An 18,801-nucleotide genomic window follows, 5' to 3' on the forward strand; every position below is an offset into this window, starting at 1 on the left:
GCAAGCTCGCTCCTACAAAGGGCTGTGTTCACTTTTGGGGTGTCCTGGGGCGGGAAACCAGGTCAGTTGTATTCCAATATATAGGTCAGTGTTGCATCGGCTTTTCCGGCGGCGACTTCCATGCCCGTGGTGACGTAGCGCGCCTTTCCGGCAAAGTGGTACATCTCGGTGCCGGGGCCGCTCGATTGCCAATCCAGGGCTACAGCCTTGTCTTGGCTGAATGGCAGTGCCACGTTTTTGTCGTTGGACAGTGAGATGCCAACGCCTTTGGCGACGCCAGGCTGTCCGAGACCGTTCAGATTCAGCAAGCCATCACGAACGGAGTTGCCCTCGAAATAGACCTTTACCGGTGGCTTGACCGTGGGATTGAGGCCTTTGCAAACAACGTCCAGAACGAATGTCTGGTCCTGGACCGAGCCGCGCTTTACTTGCTCTACCGCGGGACGCCCCATCTTGACCTCGGTACTGCTCTTGGGTGTGTAGCAGGTAGTGAAGAAGGCATTATGTTCAAACTTGGTTTTAAGGTCTGTTCCTTCGATGGCATAAACTGCTCGCCTGGGAGTGGTGTAGCTGGTGTCAATAAAGAAACTGGTCTCGTAGTCGAAGGAAGGCATATCGCCCTTTCCCACCCCTATATCTGTACGCACAAACTCTATGGTCACTCTATCGAAGAAAGGGAGGAGCCCGTTTACTCCGGTATAGGTAAAAGGTGGGTACTTGGGGCTGGTCCAGTTATAGCTAGCGTGGTGCCCAATGCGAATGCCTACCCCAGGAACACCAGAATCGTAAAGCGCTTGACTGCCTCTTGATGTAAGGCTGGTCGTCACTTCGGTCATTCCCCATTCAGACTTGGTGCACCATGACCATCCTCCAGAACGGCGTCCGACCGAGACTTCGTAGGACGCCATTACCTCGCCAATGGCGGCATACTGCAAGGTTGTAACAGCTGGAAGACTGGCAATGACCGACGGATTCAGCGGGGTGCCTTCTGGATAGCCGCAATAATCTACTGCTGCGTAGGCAGAAGTCCCCATGATGCATCCCAGGGCCAGTGCAAGCAGCCCCACCTGTCGTAGCGTTTTCAAAACGTTTCTCCTCGACCCGAGTTCAGACTAACGGTGCGGCTTCCCTTGGTGGGACTTGGTGGGAATCGGCGCGGGGCGGCAGTCTACGCAGGGCCACTGCAAGGGATGAATCAGAGGATTCTCAAAGTCGCTGCAGCACCCCGCTGCCTTTTTCGTCAGGAGAGATCATGAAATTGAAGTTCAGCCACGTGGATGTTCTGGTCAAAGACCTCGAGCAAGCCTGTGGGTATTACGCCCGAATCTTCAGCGCGAGGATTTCCAGGACCCTGGAGTGGCAGCGCGACGGTTTGCATGTGCGTTATGCGATCGTCATGTTCGGCACGGAGCGCCTGATGCTGGTGCAACCCTTCAGCGGCAATCTCAAGGCGCTGATGGACACCAACGGCGAAGGCACGATCTACCGTCACTGCTATTGCACCCCGGATATCGAGGCCGCCTACGACGAGTTGCTGGCCGCGGGTGTGCAGCCGGAAGACGAGAACGGCAAACCCTTGTCGCGCGACAATCTCCAATCGCCCAGCGGGACACGCATCCTCTGGTTGCCGAAACGCTTCGGGCATTTCTCCATCGAGCTGCTTGAAGAGGCAGAGCTGGAGGCTTTCATCGAAGAGGCGTTCGCCGAGGCCTGATGAGGGCCACGGCGCCCCTGTCAGTTGCGCCCATAAACACTCGCCCATCCCTTCCCACTTTCAACCTGGCCGCACTCTTCAAGCGAGGGGTCATCTGCCGCGCCAGCCGGTCTTTTCGAGACGGGTATGGCGTCAATCTGGCGAGCCTTGCTCCGATAACGACTCGATGATCCGGCACTGCTCGATCACGCCGCCATTGCAACAAGCAATCAGGCGCTCCAGCTCCGACTCCAGGCCCTGCAGGTCGCGGATACGCATCCGTACCTGCTGCAGTTGGCCCTCGACTTTGGCGTCCACCCCGGCGCAGGAGGCATCGCGGCGATCGGCAAAGCCCAGTAATTCACGAATGTCATCCAGGCTGAAACCCAATGCGCGGCTACGGCGGATGAACAACAGCCGGTCGCGTTCCTCATTCGTGTACAGGCGGTAGCCTGATTCCGAGCGAGCGAAGGACGGCAGCAGCCCGACCTGCTCGTAATAGCGGATGGTGACGGTCTTGGTGTTCGTGGCTTTCGCCAGGGCACCGACCGTGTAGGTAGCCGAACTCATCATGCTTGACCTTATAGTCACTAGAACCCTCATTCTACTCGCCTTGGGCGATCAGCAAAGCGCGCGCCCCTGACCCTCAACTCACACAGGCACCTGTCATATGGACGCCGCAAGACAAAACCCTCAATCCGGGAGCTGGACCTTACTGCTGGGGGCCTGGCTGCTTGCCCTGGTTTCCACCTTGGCCGTGCTGTTCATCGGCGAGGTGATGGGACGGGAGCCCTGCGTGCTGTGCTGGTATCAGCGGGCATTCATGTTCCCGCTGGTGATCGTCCTTGGAGTCGCCTGCGCCACTTCGGACACCGGGGTGTGGCGCTACGCCTTGCCCCTCGCCGCCGTGGGCTGGCTGACAGCCCTGTATCACAACCTGCTGTACTTCGAAGTCATCCCGGAAGCGATCAAGCCCTGTGGGGCGGGCCCTTCCTGCTCGGGTGCCGACATGTCGATTCTCGGCGGCATCGCACTGCCTTCGCTCTCGCTGGGGGTCTTCACGCTCCTGGTTGTCCTCCTTGTCCTCATTCGCCGGAAAGCTAACGCATGAGCAAACGCATCCTTGTAGTCGCCATCAGTATCCTTGCGGTGATCGGCTTCGCCGCCGCTGCCTTTTTCTACCCGCGCACGGCCGCTGTGCCTCAGGCGACGGCCCCCGTTCAAGAAGCCAGCGCACTGGTACGTTTTCATTCCCCCAGCTTCGGCCCTGCCAGGGCGCCGGTGACTATCGTCGAGTTCTTTGACCCCTCATGCGAAAGCTGTCGGGCCTTCTATCCCATCGTCAAGCAGATGATGGCCGAGCATCCCGCCGATGTCCGCCTGGTGCTGCGCTACGTACGGCTGCACAAAGGCTCCGAGGAAGCCATCCGGTTGCTGGAGAGCGCCCGCAAACAAGGGGTATTCGTACCCGTGCTTGAAGCGGTGCTGGAGGCTCAGCCACAGTGGCACGATGATGCAAAAGCCTCGGCGGCATGGGACGCCGCGGCCCTTGCAGGCCTGGATGTGGCGAAGGCCCGCGAGGACATGATGTCGCCCGAGATCACGGCCACCGTGGAAAGGGACGACGCCGATGCCAAGACAGTGGGGGTAAAGGGTACGCCGACCTTCTTCGTCAACGGCCGGCCGCTGACCAATTTCGGTGCCCAACCGCTCTACGATCTGATCCGCAGCGAGATCGACCGGTCGCGTAAGGCCGCAGGCAACTGAAGGAAGGCATAAATACGCTTGACCTTATAGTGGCTATAACCTGTTCACTCTCCTCATGACATGTGGGGAGTGACCTGATGAAAAGCAGCTGCGGTGATAAACCGACACCAGAAAAAACCGGTGCCGTAGAAGTGTTCGACCCGGCAGCTGCCACCGGCTGCTGTGCGCCCGCGGCAACGACTTGCGGATCGAGGGCGGCCCGCGAACCGGCCCAAGGCAGTTGCTGTGCGCCTAAGACCTTGGCAGCAATCTCCGAGCCCAAGGCCGGCGCGGGTTGCTGTTCGCCAGCCGGCAACGCCCCATCAGGCTGTGCCGAGGTAGCGGCGCCCTCCACTTTGCATACCCTCGCTGAACCAGGCCAATCGGCCAGCCCGGCAGGCAGCGACCTGTTTGTGGATGCCTGTTGCCCACCTGCTGGAGCTGCAAGTGCCGGCGCTGCAAAAGCCTCTTCCGGCACGGCCAATGGCACGTCGCGCTTTGACAGGTTCCGGATCGGCCAGATGTGCTGCCCCTCCGAGCAGACCATGATCGAGGCCAGGCTCGCCAAAACCAGCGGGATCCAGAAGCTGGAATTCAACATGATGAACCGGACGATGGGCGTCTGGCATCAGCTGCCGGACACCTCGTCGATCGAAGCGGCAGTGCTGTCGCTGGGCATGCGCGCGGAGCCGCTGATGGATGACGCCACGGCCTCCAGCACAGACGCCTCCACAGCCGAGCAGCCGCCCGAGCCGTTCCGGAAAAGCCCATGGTGGCCACTGGCGTTGGCCGGTGTCTCGGCGGTGGGCGCGGAGGTCTTGCACTTCACTCAATCGGCTCCGGAGTGGCTGATCGCCGTTGTGGCCCTGCTGGCCATCGCCCTCTGCGGCCCCACGACCTACAAGAAAGGCTGGATCTCGCTCAAGCATCTCAACCTCAACATCAATGCCTTGATGAGCATCGCCGTGACAGGCGCGGTGCTGATTGGCCAGTGGCCGGAAGCGGCGATGGTGATGTTCCTGTTCACCCTGGCGGAAAAGGTCGAGGCCAGATCGCTGGATCGTGCGCGTAACGCCATCAGGGGGCTGCTGGACCTGACCCCCGAAAGGGCCACGGTTCGCCAGGCCGACGGCAGCTGGCTGGAGGTCGATGTCAAAACGGTCGGCCTCGGTGCGCTGGTGCGAGTGCGCCCCGGCGAGCGGATCGGGCTGGATGGCGAGGTTGCCGCCGGCAGCTCGACCGTCAACCAGGCCCCCATCACCGGGGAAAGCCTGCCCGTCGAAAAAACCCTGAATGATCCGGTGTATGCCGGGTCGATCAACGAGTCCAGCTCCTTCGAATATCGCGTGACCGCACAGGCCAGTGACACGACCCTGGCGCGCATTATCCACGCCGTGGAAGAAGCCCAGAATTCGCGGGCGCCCACCCAGCGATTCGTGGACCGGTTCGCCAGGATCTATACGCCAGCGGTGTTCTTCTTCGCCTTGGCCATTGCGCTCATCCCGCCCTTGTTCAGCGGCGGACTGTGGACGGACTGGATCTATCGCGCCTTGGTCCTGCTGGTGGTGGCCTGTCCCTGTGCCTTGGTCATTTCCACACCCGTGTCCATCGTCAGCGGGCTGGCGGCGGCAGCCCGCAAAGGCATTCTGGTCAAGGGCGGCGTGTACCTGGAAATCGGCGCCAAGCTGAACTTCGTCGCACTGGACAAGACCGGCACCCTCACCCATGGCAAGCCGGTGCAGACCGATTATGTCCCATGGGTCGAGACTTCCGGGGCCACGCCGCAGACGATTGCCGCCAGCCTGGGGGCCCGTTCGGACCACCCTGTGTCGCAGGCCATCGCCAGGCAGGGTGCCGTCGATGCCCTGACCTTGATGCAGGTGGACAACTTCGAGGCGCTTCCTGGAAAAGGCGTGAAAGGCGTCGTTGACGGGCGCCTTTATCACCTGGGCAATCATCGCCTTATCGAAGACCTGGGGTTTTCAAGCGCCGGGCTGGAGAAGGCACTGAACAGCCTGGAACGTGAAGGCAAGACCGTGGTGGCGTTGCTCGGCACAGAAAGCGTGCAGGGGCTCTTCGCTGTGGCCGATACCCTGAAGGATTCTAGCCAGGCGGCGATCAGTGAGCTCCACGCGCTGGGCATCAAGACCATGATGCTGTCGGGCGACAACGCCCACACCGCCGAGGCGATTGCACAACAGGTGGGGATCGACGAGGCGCGGGGGAATCTGCTCCCCGCTGACAAACTGACGGCGATAGACGAATTGCAAGGCCGTGGCCATGTAGTCGGGATGGTCGGTGACGGGATAAACGATGCGCCGGCCCTGGCCAAGTCTCAGATCGGCTTCGCCATGGCGGCCGCTGGCACAGGAACGGCGATCGAAACTGCGGACGTTGCGCTGATGGACGATGACCTGCGCAAGATCCCCGCCTTCGTTCGGCTGTCTCGGCACACCGCTCACGTGCTTAAGCAGAACATCCTGTTCGCCCTGGGGATCAAGGCGGTGTTTCTGGTGTTCACCCTGATGGGTTTTGCAACCATGTGGATGGCCGTGTTCGCTGACGTCGGGGTGAGCTTGCTGGTGGTGCTGAACGGGCTTCGGTTGTTGAAAAAGTGACGTCGATGATCTGAAGCTGAGCGCTGGCTATCGATTCTGAAGGCGGACCTGAGAACAAAGCCCGGCAGTGCGACACTGCCGGGCTTTTTGTTGCATCAAAATAGCCACAACGCATCAGCCCGGTGTGCCCCTATCTACAACATCCCCGCTGCGCCTGAATCGGTGGACACTTCACCGAGCCGAAGGAGCAGAACACGCAGCAGTCACCCGGATCGGGGCGCAGCAGACGCTTGCAGTTGCTGCATTCGTAGAAGTACAGACAGGCATCTGTGGGCATGCTTTCGCGCTTGGCGAAACCACAGTGCGGGCAGGTCAGCACGGACTCGAGGACAGGGGTATTCATGGGGTCTCACTTCTCACCATGGAGGGGTAACCGGCGTTCGTGGTCGCCTTGGTGAGCGCTGCGGATGTGGCCTGGTCCGGGTCGAAGGTCACCGTGGCGGTTTTCTTGTCGAAGCCGACCGTGACGGCATTGACGCCTGGCACCTGCTGTAGTGCTTTCTTCACCGTACTGGTCAGTAGAATGCCAATGGAGTCAATTCCCTGCAATCACCCATCTACGCAGTCGTCGACGCAATCCGTGGCCTTTTTGCGCCAGACCAGAGCCGGTATTGCACGGATGTAGATCAGCTCCCCCACCAACTCGACCAAGGTTTGAGTGATCACCGCGGCAGCGGCAAGCCCGCGGACTTCTTCAGGGAGTGCCAGGGCCAGCGGAAGAACCACCAGGGAGTTACGGGTCGATGAGCTGAAGGTGACTGCCCTGGCGCTCGCGGACGGCAGCTTGAAAGCCCTGGACACCAAAGCGCCCATCAGGGGAGCCAGCAGCAGGAAGCCGATGTACACGGGGATGACCGGAGCCAGCTTATCGATGTCGCGAACCACCGAGGCGATTTGCGAACCGACCACCGCGACCAGAACCGCCGCCATTGCCGGAACGGGCAGCCAGGCCCAGACGGCGTTCCAAGCGCCGGCGATTTTCGATGTTCTGGCCAGAGCCGCTGTCATCACCGCCAGTAACAAGGGCGCGACAATCAGCACGAGAAAGGCTTCGACAAATGGGCCCACCCTGATGACGACCTCGGACTGCCCACCCAGCATGAAGGCCAGGTACACCGGTAGCAGTACCAGCTGAAGCAGCAGCAGAATCGGGGTTGCCGCCAGGATCCCGCGAGAGTCGCCCTTGCCGATGTGAGTGAAGACCACCACGTAGTCGATGCACGGCGTCAGCAGTACCAGGAGCGCACCGACAAGGATCGCCGGGTGATCGGTGAGCCCCCGGGTCAGCCCCCATACCAGGAGTGGAATCAGCACGAAGTTGGCGATCAGCAAGGCTGACATGAAGCGCTTGTTGCCGAGGCCTTCACGCAGGTCGAGAAAGGGAATCTGCAGGAACATCGCGTACATCAGCACTGCGATAGTCGGGGTCACCCATGCATTCAGGCCCTGCGCCGCCGAAGGCAGCATCAAGCCAGCGATTGCAGCGGCGATGACCGCGACGAAATAGATCGGTATCTGGTTCCGTTCAAGTGTGTCCCTGTCCATAGTGCTCCCCCCAAAAAAACCAAAAGCGTCAAAAAGGCCGTCAGCCTAAGCAACTGCAGCTCGTCCGTCGAGTTGCGCACCTTGTCGTCATGGCCTGAGTGTCTCAGGGGCCTACGGCTCTACCTATTCTCTCGCCTCACTGAACACGACGACTTCAGCCGGTGGTGCCGACCTTGAGCATCGGCGCCACTCCTTCGCATCACCCCATTCCCCCTGCCGCATAGGCTGAAACTCCCAGACCGCCTAGGAGTATCGGCCAATGTGCTACCTGCGGCGCATCCCCATAGTTGTGACATCTGCCAGCAAAGGGCCATGGTCCGGCCCCATCAACTAGAACTGCCTAGGAGCATGTCATGACCATCCCCGAAGAAAACCTGACCACTGACACCATTACCGTCCTGGCGGTTGGCGATCCGCTCGTGGTAGCGACCGGCGTCAACGTTGCGCTGGACGAAACCGCCGGGCTGCAGAACGCCATCGCCACGCCAGCCCCTGCGGAAGACGCCAACGACAATGACATCCTGCTGACGGCCCTGCCCTCGGCCTTCGCTGATCGGTTGACCGCCCTCGGGGCGGGTACCGCAACAGGCGCGGCCTTGAGTGGCTACACCGGTGCCGCGGGCAACACCGGCAGCAATGCCTTCACCCTCAACCCGGCGCCTGGGGGAGTCATTACCGATGTCAGTTTCACCGACAGCCTGGGCGCGCCGCTCAATGGTCTGGACAGTGGCCTGGATACCCTCGATGGCACCAGCATCCTTCTCTATACCGATACCAACAACAATATCGTCCTCGGCCGAGCCGGCGGCCCTGCCGGCGCGATCGTGTTCGCGGCCTATATCGAGGAAACCGGATCGCCGCTATCGGGCGGCAAGATCTGGACTGTGGAATACCAACCCCTCAAGCATCCGGATGCCAGCAACCCGGACGATGCCCTCAACCTGCTGAACAAGGTGTTCGTCGGCGCCAGCCAGGACCTGACGTTCAGCCTGGCCAACGCACCTTCCGGGCAGAACCTGTTCCTGATGTTCACCAAGGCCAACCCGACGGTGGTCGACGACGCTGGTGTCCTGCGCATCACTGACCCGGCGATCATCGCCACCGGCAAGAACCCCGCCGACCAGTCGACGGGCGTCAACATCAATACCGGCGACACTATCAACACCAGCCAGGCAGGTGGCCCGACCACCTTCGGCACCAACAACCAGATGATCACGGAACAGGAAGGCATTCGTTTTACCTTCGTCACCGGCGCCCGGCAGGATGTGACCATTCCCAACCAGGACCAGAACGAAGCCGATGAGGAAGACAACATCGACTTCACCGCGATGTTTAATGCCAAGGCGGCCAGTTTCGATGTGGTGCAGCTGCAAAGCGGCAAGAGCGCCGTGGTGAAAATCAGTGCCTTCAACACTGCGGCCGAACCTGGGGAGAATTTCGTCAATGGCTATGTGGGCGATACCGCGGTGGCCATCACCAATGTCCGCGTGATCAACATAAGTACCGGGCTGGTGATCGAGAACTCCGACGGTTCGGTGAATGATCCGAGCATTGCCATCAGCTTTGCCAGCGGGGTGGCCACCGTCACCGGCGTCAAGGCCGGCTACCAGATCGAATACACCACCACCTCGAACCACAACCGCGTACTGATCGAGAACGGTGCGGCCCTCGACGCCAAGGGCAATAACCACGCCGATTTCGATATCGGTGGCTTCAAGCTGCTCCAGGCCACCACCACGACCGCCGAAGTCGGCTCGCAGATGATCTTCGAGGACGATGGACCGGGAGCGGCCGGAACCGCCGTGACCGCTACCGTCGATGAAGACGGCCTGGCCAGCGGTGTGGCCGGCGGCGTCGGCGACGTGGCCGGCGAGGCCACGGTGGCCAGCGGCAGCGTCACCGGGATTTTCCAATCCGGGGCCGACGTGCCACTGAGCTTTTCCCTGTCGAGCGATACCAGTGGTTTGCCTGCCCTGAGTTCCGCTGGAGTGGCGCTGGTGTACAGCGTGGTGGGCAATACCCTGACGGCCAAGGCCGGCGCCGTCGATGTGTTCACCTTCAGCCTCAGCACGGCAGGCGCCTACAGCTTTACCCTGCTCAAGCCGCTGGACCACGCGGCGGGCAACGATGAGAACGACATCACCATCAACCTGGGCTCGTTGCTGCAGGCCACGGACAAGGACGGCGACACAGTGACGGCTACGGCCGAGAAACTGGTGATCACCGTCGATGACGACACGCCAACCGCGACCGGAAGCGCCGTGACCGGCACCGTCGACGAAGACGGACTGGCCAATGGTATTGCCGGCGGTGTCGGTGACGTGGCCGGCGAAGCCACAGTGGCCAGCGGCAGCGTCACCGGGATCTTCCAGTCCGGGGCCGACGTACCGCTGAGTTATGCCTTGTTGAGCGACACCAGTGGCCTGCCGGCGCTGAGTTCCGGCGCAGTGGCGCTGGTCTATAGCGTTGCCGGCGACACCCTCACCGCCAAGGCGGGCGCCGTCGATGTGTTCACCTTCAGCCTCAGCGCCGCGGGTGCCTACAATTTCACCCTGCTCAAGCCTCTGGATCACGCGGCCGGCAATAACGAGAACGACATCACCCTCAACCTGGGCTCGTTGCTGCGAGCCACCGACAAGGACGGCGACACGGTGACGGCGGCTGCCGAGAGGCTGGTGATCACCGTCGATGACGACACACCAACGGCAACCGGCACCGTCGTGACCGGCACCGTCGACGAGGATGGCCTGGCCAATGGTATTGCCGGTGGTGTCGGGGATGTGGCGGGTGAGGCAACCACCGCCAGCGGCAGCGTCACCGGGATCTTCCAGGCCGGTGCCGATGGACTGCTGAATTATTCCTTGTCGAGTGACACCAGTGGCTTGCCAGCCCTGAGTTCGGGTGGGGTGGCGCTGGTCTACAGCGTTGCCGGCGACACCCTGACCGCCAAGGCCGGTGCGGTCGATGTGTTCACCTTCAGCCTCAGCGCCGCGGGTGCCTACAATTTCACCCTGCTCAAGCCTCTGGATCACGCAGCCGGCAACGATGAAAACGACATCACCCTCAACCTGGGCACGCTGTTGCAGGTCACCGACAAGGATGGCGACACGGTGCGGGCCGCGGCGGAGAAACTGGTAATTACCGTCGATGACGACACGCCAACAGCGACCGGAACCGCCGTGACCGGCACCGTCGATGAAGACGGCCTGGCCAATGGCATCGCCGGAGGTGTCGGTGACGTAGCTGGCGAGGCGACTGTCGCCAGCGGCAGCGTGACCGGGATCTTCCAGTCCGGTGCCGATGTACCGCTGAGCTACTCCCTGTCGAGCAACACCAGCGGCTTGCCAGCCCTGAGTTCCGGCGGAGTGGCGCTGGCCTATAGCGTCCTGGGTAATACCCTGACCGCCAAGGCCGGTGCGATTGATGTGTTCACCCTGAGCCTGACAGTAGCGGGTGCCTACACCTTCACCCTGCTCAAGCCCCTGGATCACGCGGCAGCCAATAACGAGAACGACATCACCATCAACCTGGGCACACTGTTGCAGGCCACCGACAAGGACGGCGACACGGTGACGGCCACGGCCGAGAAGCTGGTGATCACCGTCGATGACGATACGCCGACCCTGGCCTTCGGCAACCTGATCGGCACCGGGACCGACCTGGCGCAACAAGGCTACTGGAACCTGGGGGCTGGCGCCGACGGATTGAATGCCGCCGGCCTGGACATTTCGCTGGTGAACAACCAGTTCACCCTGGTCCGCCCGGACAACACGACCACCACCGGAACAGGCACGCTGGTCGAGCAGTCGCCGTCACCGGATGGCAATGGCGCCTACCAGTTCGCCGGAACCCTGACCGGTGACTTCGACAACAACGCGACTACGGCGAATACCACCGTCCACTACACCCTGACCGCCAAGGCCAACGGCACCTATGCCCTGGACCTGCAGGAAGGTTTCCGCTCGACCATCGTCCTCAGCAGTGCCGATGGCTCGCTGGATGCCGGTGGACCGGACCCGGTACGCACGCTGACGATAGGCACCGAGCATGTGGTGTTCTTCGGTGCCAATCCGCTGGCCCCGCAGACCGGCGATAACAGCATCCTGACGGGCATCGGGCTTGGAGCGCCCGACCCTACCGAAGCCCAGTTGCAGACCAACCCCCTGCCGTCGTTCATCGGCACGGCGGCCATGAACGTCAGTACATCCGGCATCGGTATCGCCAACAACAACCTGGAGGGCAACAACACCGCCGGCATCAATGCCGGTGACGAGAGTTTCGTGATCAACCCCGAGACCTTGTTGACGAGCATGAAGATCTTTATCGACAACTCGGTGCAAGGTTACGACCCGGCCACGGAAGAGCTGTACTACACGATCTACTTCGAGAACGGCACGACCTCGGGCGCGCCCATCAAGGTACTGGCCGCCGACCTGCACGCGGAAGCCGGAAACCAGAAATCCTTCACCGTCCAGTGGGATGGCAGCCACCTGATCGATGCGGTCCAGCTCACCATGGGCAAGGGTACGATCAAGGTCCCGGTGATCCAGTTCATCAAGGAGGTCCAGAGCCTGGCCAGCGATATCCAGCTGGCATTCAACGCGACGGTGACGGACAAGGATGGCGACACGGCAACCAGCGCGTTCGACGCCAACCTGTTCGCCAACGACCCGAGCGACCAGACCTTCGACTTCAGGCTGGTGGGCACCACGGGTGAGCGGGATGCCTTCAACATCGATCTGTCGGTGGCTGAAAACCTGTACCAGGTCAGCGGTTTCGATGCGGGCGCAGGCCAGCGCGATGCCGTGGTGCTTATTGGTGACCCGGGCGCCACTGTGCAGTCGATCAACAACGCCGGCGCCGACAGTGTCGTGACGATTACCGAGACCGGCGGACAGTTGACGACCATCACCCTGGTCGGGGTCGATCTGCTCAATACCGATATTGTCCTGGGCAGCGTCTGAAACCTGGCGCGTCAAACCAAAACAAGGGCGGCCTGGAAACCGCCCTCGCTTTTTTGCCGCGCCGAACGCTCAAGCAGCGCAAGGCTTGAAGGGCACGCAATGGACCGGCACCTTCGCCTCAGCCCATTCCCCTCCCCCAATAGGCTGAAACTCCCAGAGGGTCCAGGAGTATCAGCCAATGCGCAACCTGCGCGGCCTCCCCATAGTTGTGACATCTGCCAGCAGAGGGGCCCAGGTGCGGCCCCCACAACTGGAACCGCCGAGGAGCCTGTCATGACCACACCCCAATCCCCCACGAACGACCTGAGCGCTGATACCCCTGCCGATCTTTACCCCGCCTTCCCCAGCAACGACACACTGACCATCACCGCCCTGGCGGATGGCGCTCCGCTCGTGGTAGCGACCGGGGTCGACGTTGCCCTGGACGAAACCGCCGGGTTGCAGAACGCCACGGCCACGCCAGCCCCTGCGGGGGATGCCGACGACAATGACATCCTGCTGACGGCCCTGCCCTCAGCCTTCGCTGATCGGTTGACCGCCCTCGGGGCAGGTACAGCAACGGGTGCGGCCTTGAGTGGCTACACAGGTGCCGTGGGCAATACCGGCAGCAATGCCTTCACCCTCAACCTGGCGCCCGGCGCGATCAATGTCGATGTCAGCTTCACCGACAGCCTGGGCGCGCCACTCAATGGCCTGGACAGCGGCCTGGACACCCTCGATGGCACCAGCATCCTTCTCTATACCGATAGCAACAACAACATCCTGCTGGGCCGCGCCGGAGGCCCTGACGGTGCGATCGTGTTCGCGGCCTATATCGAGGAAACCGGGTCGCCGCTATCGGGCGGCAAGATCTGGACTGTGGAATACCAACCGCTCAAGCATCCGGACGCCAGTAACCCGGACGATGCCCTCAACCTGCTGAACAAGGTGTTCGTCGGCGCCAGCCAGGACCTGACGTTCAACCTGGCCAACGCGCCCTCCGGGCAGAACCTGTTCCTGATGTTCACCAAGGCCAACCCGACGGTGGTCGATGACGGTGGAGTCTTGCGGATCGCCGATCCCACGATCATCGCCACCGGCAAGGACCCCGCCGACCAGTCATCGGGCGTCAACATCAATACCGGTGACACCGTCAACACCAGCCAGGCGGGTGGCCCGACCACCTTCGGCACCAACAGCCAGATGATCACGGAACAGGAAGGCATCCGTTTTACCTTCGTCACCGGCGCCCGGCAGGACGTGACCATTCCCAACCTGGACCAGAACGAAGCCGATCTCGAAGCCAACATCGACTTCACCGCGATGTTTAATGCCAAGGCGGCCAATTTCGATATCGTGCAGTTGCAAGGCGGCAAGAGTGCCGTGGTCAAGATCAGTGCCTTCAACACCGCGGTTGAAAGTGGTGCGAGTTTCGTCAATGGCTATGCCAACGATACGTCGGTGGCCATCACCCATGTTCGTGTGATCAACATCGCCACCGGGCTGGTGATCGAAAACTCGGATGGCTCGGCGAATGATCCGAGCATCGTCATCAGCTTTGATGGCGGCGTGGCCACCGTCACCGGCGTCAAGGCCGGCTACCAGATTGAATACACCACCATCGCGGACCATAACCGCGTACTGGTCGAGAACGGCGCAGCCCTGGACGCCAAGGGCAATACCCACGCCGATTTCGACATCGGTGGCCTCACCCTGCGCCAAGCCTCCACCACGACCGCCGAAATCGGCTCGCACATGATCTTCGAGGACGATGGACCGACCCTCGCCTTCGGCAACCTGATCGGCACCGGGACCGACCTGGCGCAACAAGGCTACTGGAACATGGCGGCCGGAGCCGACGGGCTGGGGGCGGCCGGCCTGGACATTTCGCTGCTGAACAACCAGTTCACCCTGGTCCGGCCGGACAACACGACCACCACCGGCACCGGTACGCTGGTCGAGCAGTCGCCGTCACCGGATGGCAATGGCGCCTACCAGTTCGCCGGGACCCTGACCGGTGACTTCGACAACAACGCAGCCACCGCGGAGACCACCGTTCACTACACCCTGAGTGCCTACGCCAATGGCACCTATGCCCTGGACCTGGAGGAAGGTTTCCGCTCGACCATCGTCCTCAGCAGTGCCGACGGCTCGCTGGCTGCCGGCGGGCCCGACCCTGTACGCACGCTGACAATCGGCAGCGAAGAAGTGGTGTTCTTCGGTGCCAATCCGCTGGCGCCGCAAACCGGCGCGAACAGCATCCTGACCGGTATCGGGCTCGGCGCGCCCGACCCTACCGAAGCGCAACTGCAAACCAACCCGCTGCCGTCGTTCATCGGCTCGGCGGCCATGAACGTCAGCACCTCGGGCATCGGTATCGCCAACAACAACCTGGAGGGTAATACCACGGCCGGCATCAATGCCGGTGACGAGAGTTTCGTGATCAACCCCGAGACCTTGTTGACGAGCATGAAGATCTTTATCGACAACTCGGTGCAAGGCTACAACCCGGCCACGGAAGAGCTGTACTACACGATCTACTTCGACAACGGCACAACCTCGGGCGCCCCCATCAAGGTGCAAGCCGCCGACCTGCACGCGGAAGCCGGAAACCAGAAATCCTTCACCGTCCAGTGGGATGGCAGCCACCTGATCGACGCGGTCCAGCTCACCATGGGCCTGGGCACGGTCAAGATCCCGGTGATCCAGTTCATCAAGGAGATCCAGAGCCTGGCCAGCGATATCCAGCTGTCGTTCAACGCCACGACCACAGACAAGGATGGCGACACCGCAACCAGCGCGTTCGATGCCAACCTGTTCGCCAACGACACGACCGACGTGCTCTTCGACTTCCGGCTGGTGGGCACCACGGGTGAGCGGGATGCCTTCAACATCGACCTGTCGGTGGCCGAGAACCAGTATCAGGTCAGCGGCTTCGATGCGGGCGCAGGCCAGCGCGATGCGGTGGTGCTCATTGGTGATCCGGGCGCCGTCGTGCAGTCGATCGACAACGCCGGCGCCGACAGTATCGTGACGATTGCCGAGACCGGTGGGCAGCTGACGAGCATCACCCTGCTCGGGGTCGATCTGCTCAATACCGATATCGTCCTGGCCAGCGTCTGAAACATCGCGCGTCAAACCCATGCGAGGGTGGCCTGGAAACCGCCCTCGCTTTTTTTGCAGCAGCCATAGGAGGTGTAGCTGCAATGCTCGTTGCGCCGGACGTTCAAGCAGCACCAGGCATGAAGAGCACGCAACAGGCCGGCGCCTTCACCTCATCCCGTTTCCACTCCCCAGTAGGCTGAAACTCCCAGACTGCCTGGGAGTATCGGCCAATGCGCATTCTCCGGCGCATCACCATAGTTGAGGTATCTGCCAGCAGAGGGTCCAGTGCGGCCCCAACGACTGGAACTGCCTAGGAGAATGTCATGACCACCCTGCAAGAAAACACATCCCTCACGAGCGACCCGATCGTGGTAGCGACCGGCGTCAACGTTGCGCTGGACGAAACCACCGGGTTGCAGAACGCCACCGCCACGCCAGCCCCTGCGGGAGACGCCGACGACAATGACATCCTGCTGGCCGCCCTGCCCTCAGCCTTCGCCACCCGGTTGACCGCCCTTGGCGCGGGTACCGCAACGGATGCGGCCTTGAGTGGCTACACCGGCGCCGTGGGCAACACCGGCAGCAATGCCTTCACCCTCAACCTGGCGCCCGATGCGATCAATGTCGATATCAAGTTCACCGATAGCCTGGGCGCGCCGCTCGATGGCCTGGACAGCGGTCTGGACACCCTCGATGGCACCAGCATTCTTCTCTATACCGATACGGACAATAACAACATCGTGCTGGGCCGGGCCGGTGGCCCTGACGGCGCGATAGTGTTCGCCGGCTATATCGAGGAAACCGGGTCGCCGCTGTCGGGCGGCAAGATCTGGACCGTGGAATACCAACCGCTCAAGCATCCGGATGCGAGCAACCCGGACGATGCCCTCAACCTGCTGAACAAGGTGTTCATCGGCGCCAGCCAGGACCTGAAGTTCAGCCTGGCCAATGCGCCTTCCGGGCAGAACCTGTTCCTGATGTTCACCAAGGCCAACCCGACGGTGGTCGACGATGGCGGTGTATTGCGGATCACCGACCCGACGATCATCGCCACCGGCAAGAACCCCGCCGACGAATCGACGGGCGTCAACATCAACACCGGTGACACCATCAACACCAGCCAGGGCGGTGGCCCGACCACCTTCGGCACCAACAACCAGATGATCACGGAGCAGGAAGGTATTCGTTTTAGCTTCGTCACCGGCGCCCGGCAGGACGTGACCGTTCCCAACCTGAGCCAGAACGAAGCGGACGTCGAAGCCAATATCGACTTCACCGCGGTCTTTGATACGAAGACGGCCAATTTCGACATCGTGCAGTTGCAAGGCGGCAAGAGTGCGATGGTCAAGATCAGTGCCTTCAGCACCGCGGTTGAAAGCGGCGTGAACTTCGTCAACGGCTATGCCAACGATACGTCGGTGGCCATCACCCATGTTCTGGTGATCGACAACAGCACCGGGCAAGTGATCGAAAACTCGGACGGCTCGGTGAACAATGCGAACATTGCCATCAGCTTTAATGGCGGCGTGGCCACCGTCACCGGCGTCATAGCCGGCTACAAGATCGAATACACCACCACCGCGGACCACAACCGCGTACTGGTCGAGAACGGCGCAGCCCTGGACGCCAAGGGCAATACCCACGCTGACTTCGACATCGGTGGTTTCACCTTGCGCCAAGCCTCCACCGCAACCGCCGAAATCGGCTCGAAAATGATCTTCGAGGACGATGGGCCGGCAGCGGCCGGAACCGCTGAGGCCGGTACCGTCGACGAAGACGGCCTGGCCAATGGCATCGCCGGCGGTGTCGGCGACGTAGCTGGCGAGGCAACCACGGCCAGCGGCAACGTCACGGGTATCTTCCAGTCCGGCGTCGATGTACCGCTGACTTATGCCTTGTTGAGCGACACCAGTGGCTTGCCAGCCCTGAGCTCCGGCGGAGTGGCGCTGGTCTACAGCGTGGTGGGCGACACCCTGACCGCCAAGGCGGGCGCCGTCGATGTGTTCACCTTCAGCCTCAGCGCCGCAGGGGCCTACAGCTTTACCCTGCTGCAACCGCTGGATCATCCAGCCGGTAACGATGAAAACGACATCACTATCAACCTGGGCTCGTTGCTACAAGCCACGGATAAGGATGGCGATACGGTGACGGCTGCGCCCGAGAAGCTGGTGATCACCGTCGATGACGACACGCCAACCGCAACCGGAGCCGCCGAGACCGGCACCGTCGATGAAGACGGCCTGGCCAATGGCATCGCCGGCGGTGTCGGCGACGTCGCTGGCGAAGCAACGACGGCCAGCGGCAACGTGACGGGCATCTTCCAATCCGGGGCCGACGTGCCACTGAGCTATGCCCTGTCGAGTGACACCAGTGGCCTGCCAGCCCTGAGTTCGGGCGGAGTGGCGCTGGTCTACAGCGTCCTGGGCGACACCCTGACCGCCAAGGCCGGCGCCGTCGATGTGTTCACCTTCAGCCTCAGCGCGGCGGGCGCCTATAGCTTCAGCCTGCTGCAACCGCTGGATCATCCAGCGGGCAATGATGAAAACGACATCACCCTCAACCTGGGTAGCTTGCTGCAGGCCACCGACAAGGACGGCGACACTGTGACGGCTGCGCCCGAGAAGCTGGTGATCACCGTCGATGACGACACGCCCACCGCAACCGGAGCCGCCGAGGCCGGCACCGTCGATGAAGACGGTTTGGCCAATGGTATTGCCGGGGGTGTCGGGGATGTGGCGGGTGAAGCCACCACGGCCAGCGGCAACGTGACGGGCATCTTCCAGTCCGGTGCCGATGGACTGCTGAATTTCTCCTTGTCGAGCGATACCAGCGGCCTGCCGGCCTTGAGTTCCGGCGGAGTGGCACTGGTGTATAGCGTCCTGGGGGATACCCTCACCGCCAAGGCGGGTGCGGTCGATGTGTTCACCTTCAGCCTCAGTGCCGCCGGTGCCTACAGCTTCACCTTGCTGCAACCGCTGGACCATCCAGCAGGCAATGATGAAAACGACATCACCCTCAACCTGGGCACGATGCTGCAAGCCACCGACAAGGACGGCGACACAGTGACGGCTGCGCCCGAGAAGCTGGTGATTACCGTCGATGACGACACGCCCACCGCCAATGGCACCGCCGAGGCCGGCACCGTCGATGA

The 18,801-nt window shown here is 61.9% G+C and carries 11 protein-coding genes and 1 pseudogene; 7 read left to right on the forward strand and 5 right to left on the reverse strand.

Features of this window, described 5'->3' with window-relative positions:
* Nucleotides 1-62: 62 nt before the first annotated feature.
* Nucleotides 63-1,085, reverse strand: coding sequence for a fimbrial protein (locus ACTJKT_RS27750; RefSeq protein WP_440789453.1), 1,023 nt, complete (start codon nt 1,083-1,085; stop codon nt 63-65).
* Between the two features lie 167 nt (nt 1,086-1,252).
* Here ACTJKT_RS27750 and ACTJKT_RS27755 point away from each other — a divergent pair, with 167 nt between their 5' ends.
* Entirely contained in the window at nt 1,253-1,714 is a 462-nt protein-coding gene (locus ACTJKT_RS27755) for a VOC family protein (RefSeq protein WP_440789455.1), read from the forward strand.
* Between the two features lie 132 nt (nt 1,715-1,846).
* Here the strand turns inward: ACTJKT_RS27755 and ACTJKT_RS27760 are convergent, their stop codons facing one another.
* On the reverse strand, nt 1,847-2,263 hold the full coding sequence (locus ACTJKT_RS27760) for a MerR family transcriptional regulator (protein WP_440789457.1): 417 nt from the start codon (nt 2,261-2,263) through the stop codon (nt 1,847-1,849).
* Between the two features lie 100 nt (nt 2,264-2,363).
* Here ACTJKT_RS27760 and ACTJKT_RS27765 point away from each other — a divergent pair, with 100 nt between their 5' ends.
* From ACTJKT_RS27765 to ACTJKT_RS27775, 3 genes are all read left to right on the forward strand, one after another.
* Complete coding sequence (locus ACTJKT_RS27765; RefSeq protein WP_440789459.1) at nt 2,364-2,804, forward strand: disulfide bond formation protein B; 441 nt, start codon at nt 2,364-2,366, stop codon at nt 2,802-2,804.
* Nucleotides 2,801-3,460, forward strand: coding sequence for a DsbA family protein (locus ACTJKT_RS27770; protein WP_440789461.1), 660 nt, complete (start codon nt 2,801-2,803; stop codon nt 3,458-3,460). Before ACTJKT_RS27765 ends, ACTJKT_RS27770 begins: the two co-directional genes overlap by 4 nt.
* A gap of 524 nt (nt 3,461-3,984) precedes the next feature.
* On the forward strand, nt 3,985-6,057 hold the full coding sequence (locus ACTJKT_RS27775; protein WP_440789472.1) for a heavy metal translocating P-type ATPase: 2,073 nt from the start codon (nt 3,985-3,987) through the stop codon (nt 6,055-6,057).
* Nucleotides 6,058-6,187: 130 nt separating this feature from the next.
* Here ACTJKT_RS27775 and ACTJKT_RS27780 read toward each other — a convergent pair whose 3' ends face one another.
* The 3 genes and pseudogenes from ACTJKT_RS27780 to ACTJKT_RS27790 all read right to left on the reverse strand — a co-directional run bounded on the left by ACTJKT_RS27780 (nt 6,188) and on the right by ACTJKT_RS27790 (nt 7,602).
* Nucleotides 6,188-6,400 (reverse strand): GDCCVxC domain-containing (seleno)protein, encoded by a 213-nt coding sequence (locus tag ACTJKT_RS27780; RefSeq protein ID WP_440789463.1) that lies wholly within the window; start codon nt 6,398-6,400, stop codon nt 6,188-6,190.
* Nucleotides 6,397-6,579 (reverse strand): annotated as a pseudogene (locus tag ACTJKT_RS27785) (heavy-metal-associated domain-containing protein); the annotation flags it as partial. The gene ACTJKT_RS27780 and the pseudogene ACTJKT_RS27785, both read right to left, overlap by 4 nt.
* A gap of 27 nt (nt 6,580-6,606) precedes the next feature.
* Complete coding sequence (locus ACTJKT_RS27790) at nt 6,607-7,602, reverse strand: arsenic resistance protein (RefSeq protein WP_440789465.1); 996 nt, start codon at nt 7,600-7,602, stop codon at nt 6,607-6,609.
* Nucleotides 7,603-7,955: 353 nt separating this feature from the next.
* On the opposite strand from ACTJKT_RS27790, the gene ACTJKT_RS27795 reads away from it, so the two are divergent.
* The 3 genes from ACTJKT_RS27795 to ACTJKT_RS27805 form a co-directional block, all read left to right on the forward strand.
* The gene (locus ACTJKT_RS27795; RefSeq protein ID WP_440789467.1) at nt 7,956-12,566 is read left to right on the forward strand and encodes a T1SS-143 repeat domain-containing protein; all 4,611 of its coding nucleotides are present in this window, start codon (nt 7,956-7,958) and stop codon (nt 12,564-12,566) included.
* A 273-nt stretch (nt 12,567-12,839) separates the two neighbouring features.
* Nucleotides 12,840-15,668, forward strand: a complete 2,829-nt coding sequence (locus ACTJKT_RS27800) for a DUF5801 repeats-in-toxin domain-containing protein (RefSeq protein ID WP_440789468.1) — start codon at nt 12,840-12,842, stop codon at nt 15,666-15,668.
* 305 nt (nt 15,669-15,973) lie between these two features.
* Nucleotides 15,974-18,801: T1SS-143 repeat domain-containing protein (locus ACTJKT_RS27805; protein ID WP_440789470.1), on the forward strand; the 2,828-nt coding region annotated here is incomplete at its 3' end.

It is taken from the genome of Pseudomonas sp. 22526 (assembly GCF_052044735.1).
Lineage (GTDB): Bacteria > Pseudomonadota > Gammaproteobacteria > Pseudomonadales > Pseudomonadaceae > Aquipseudomonas > Aquipseudomonas piscium.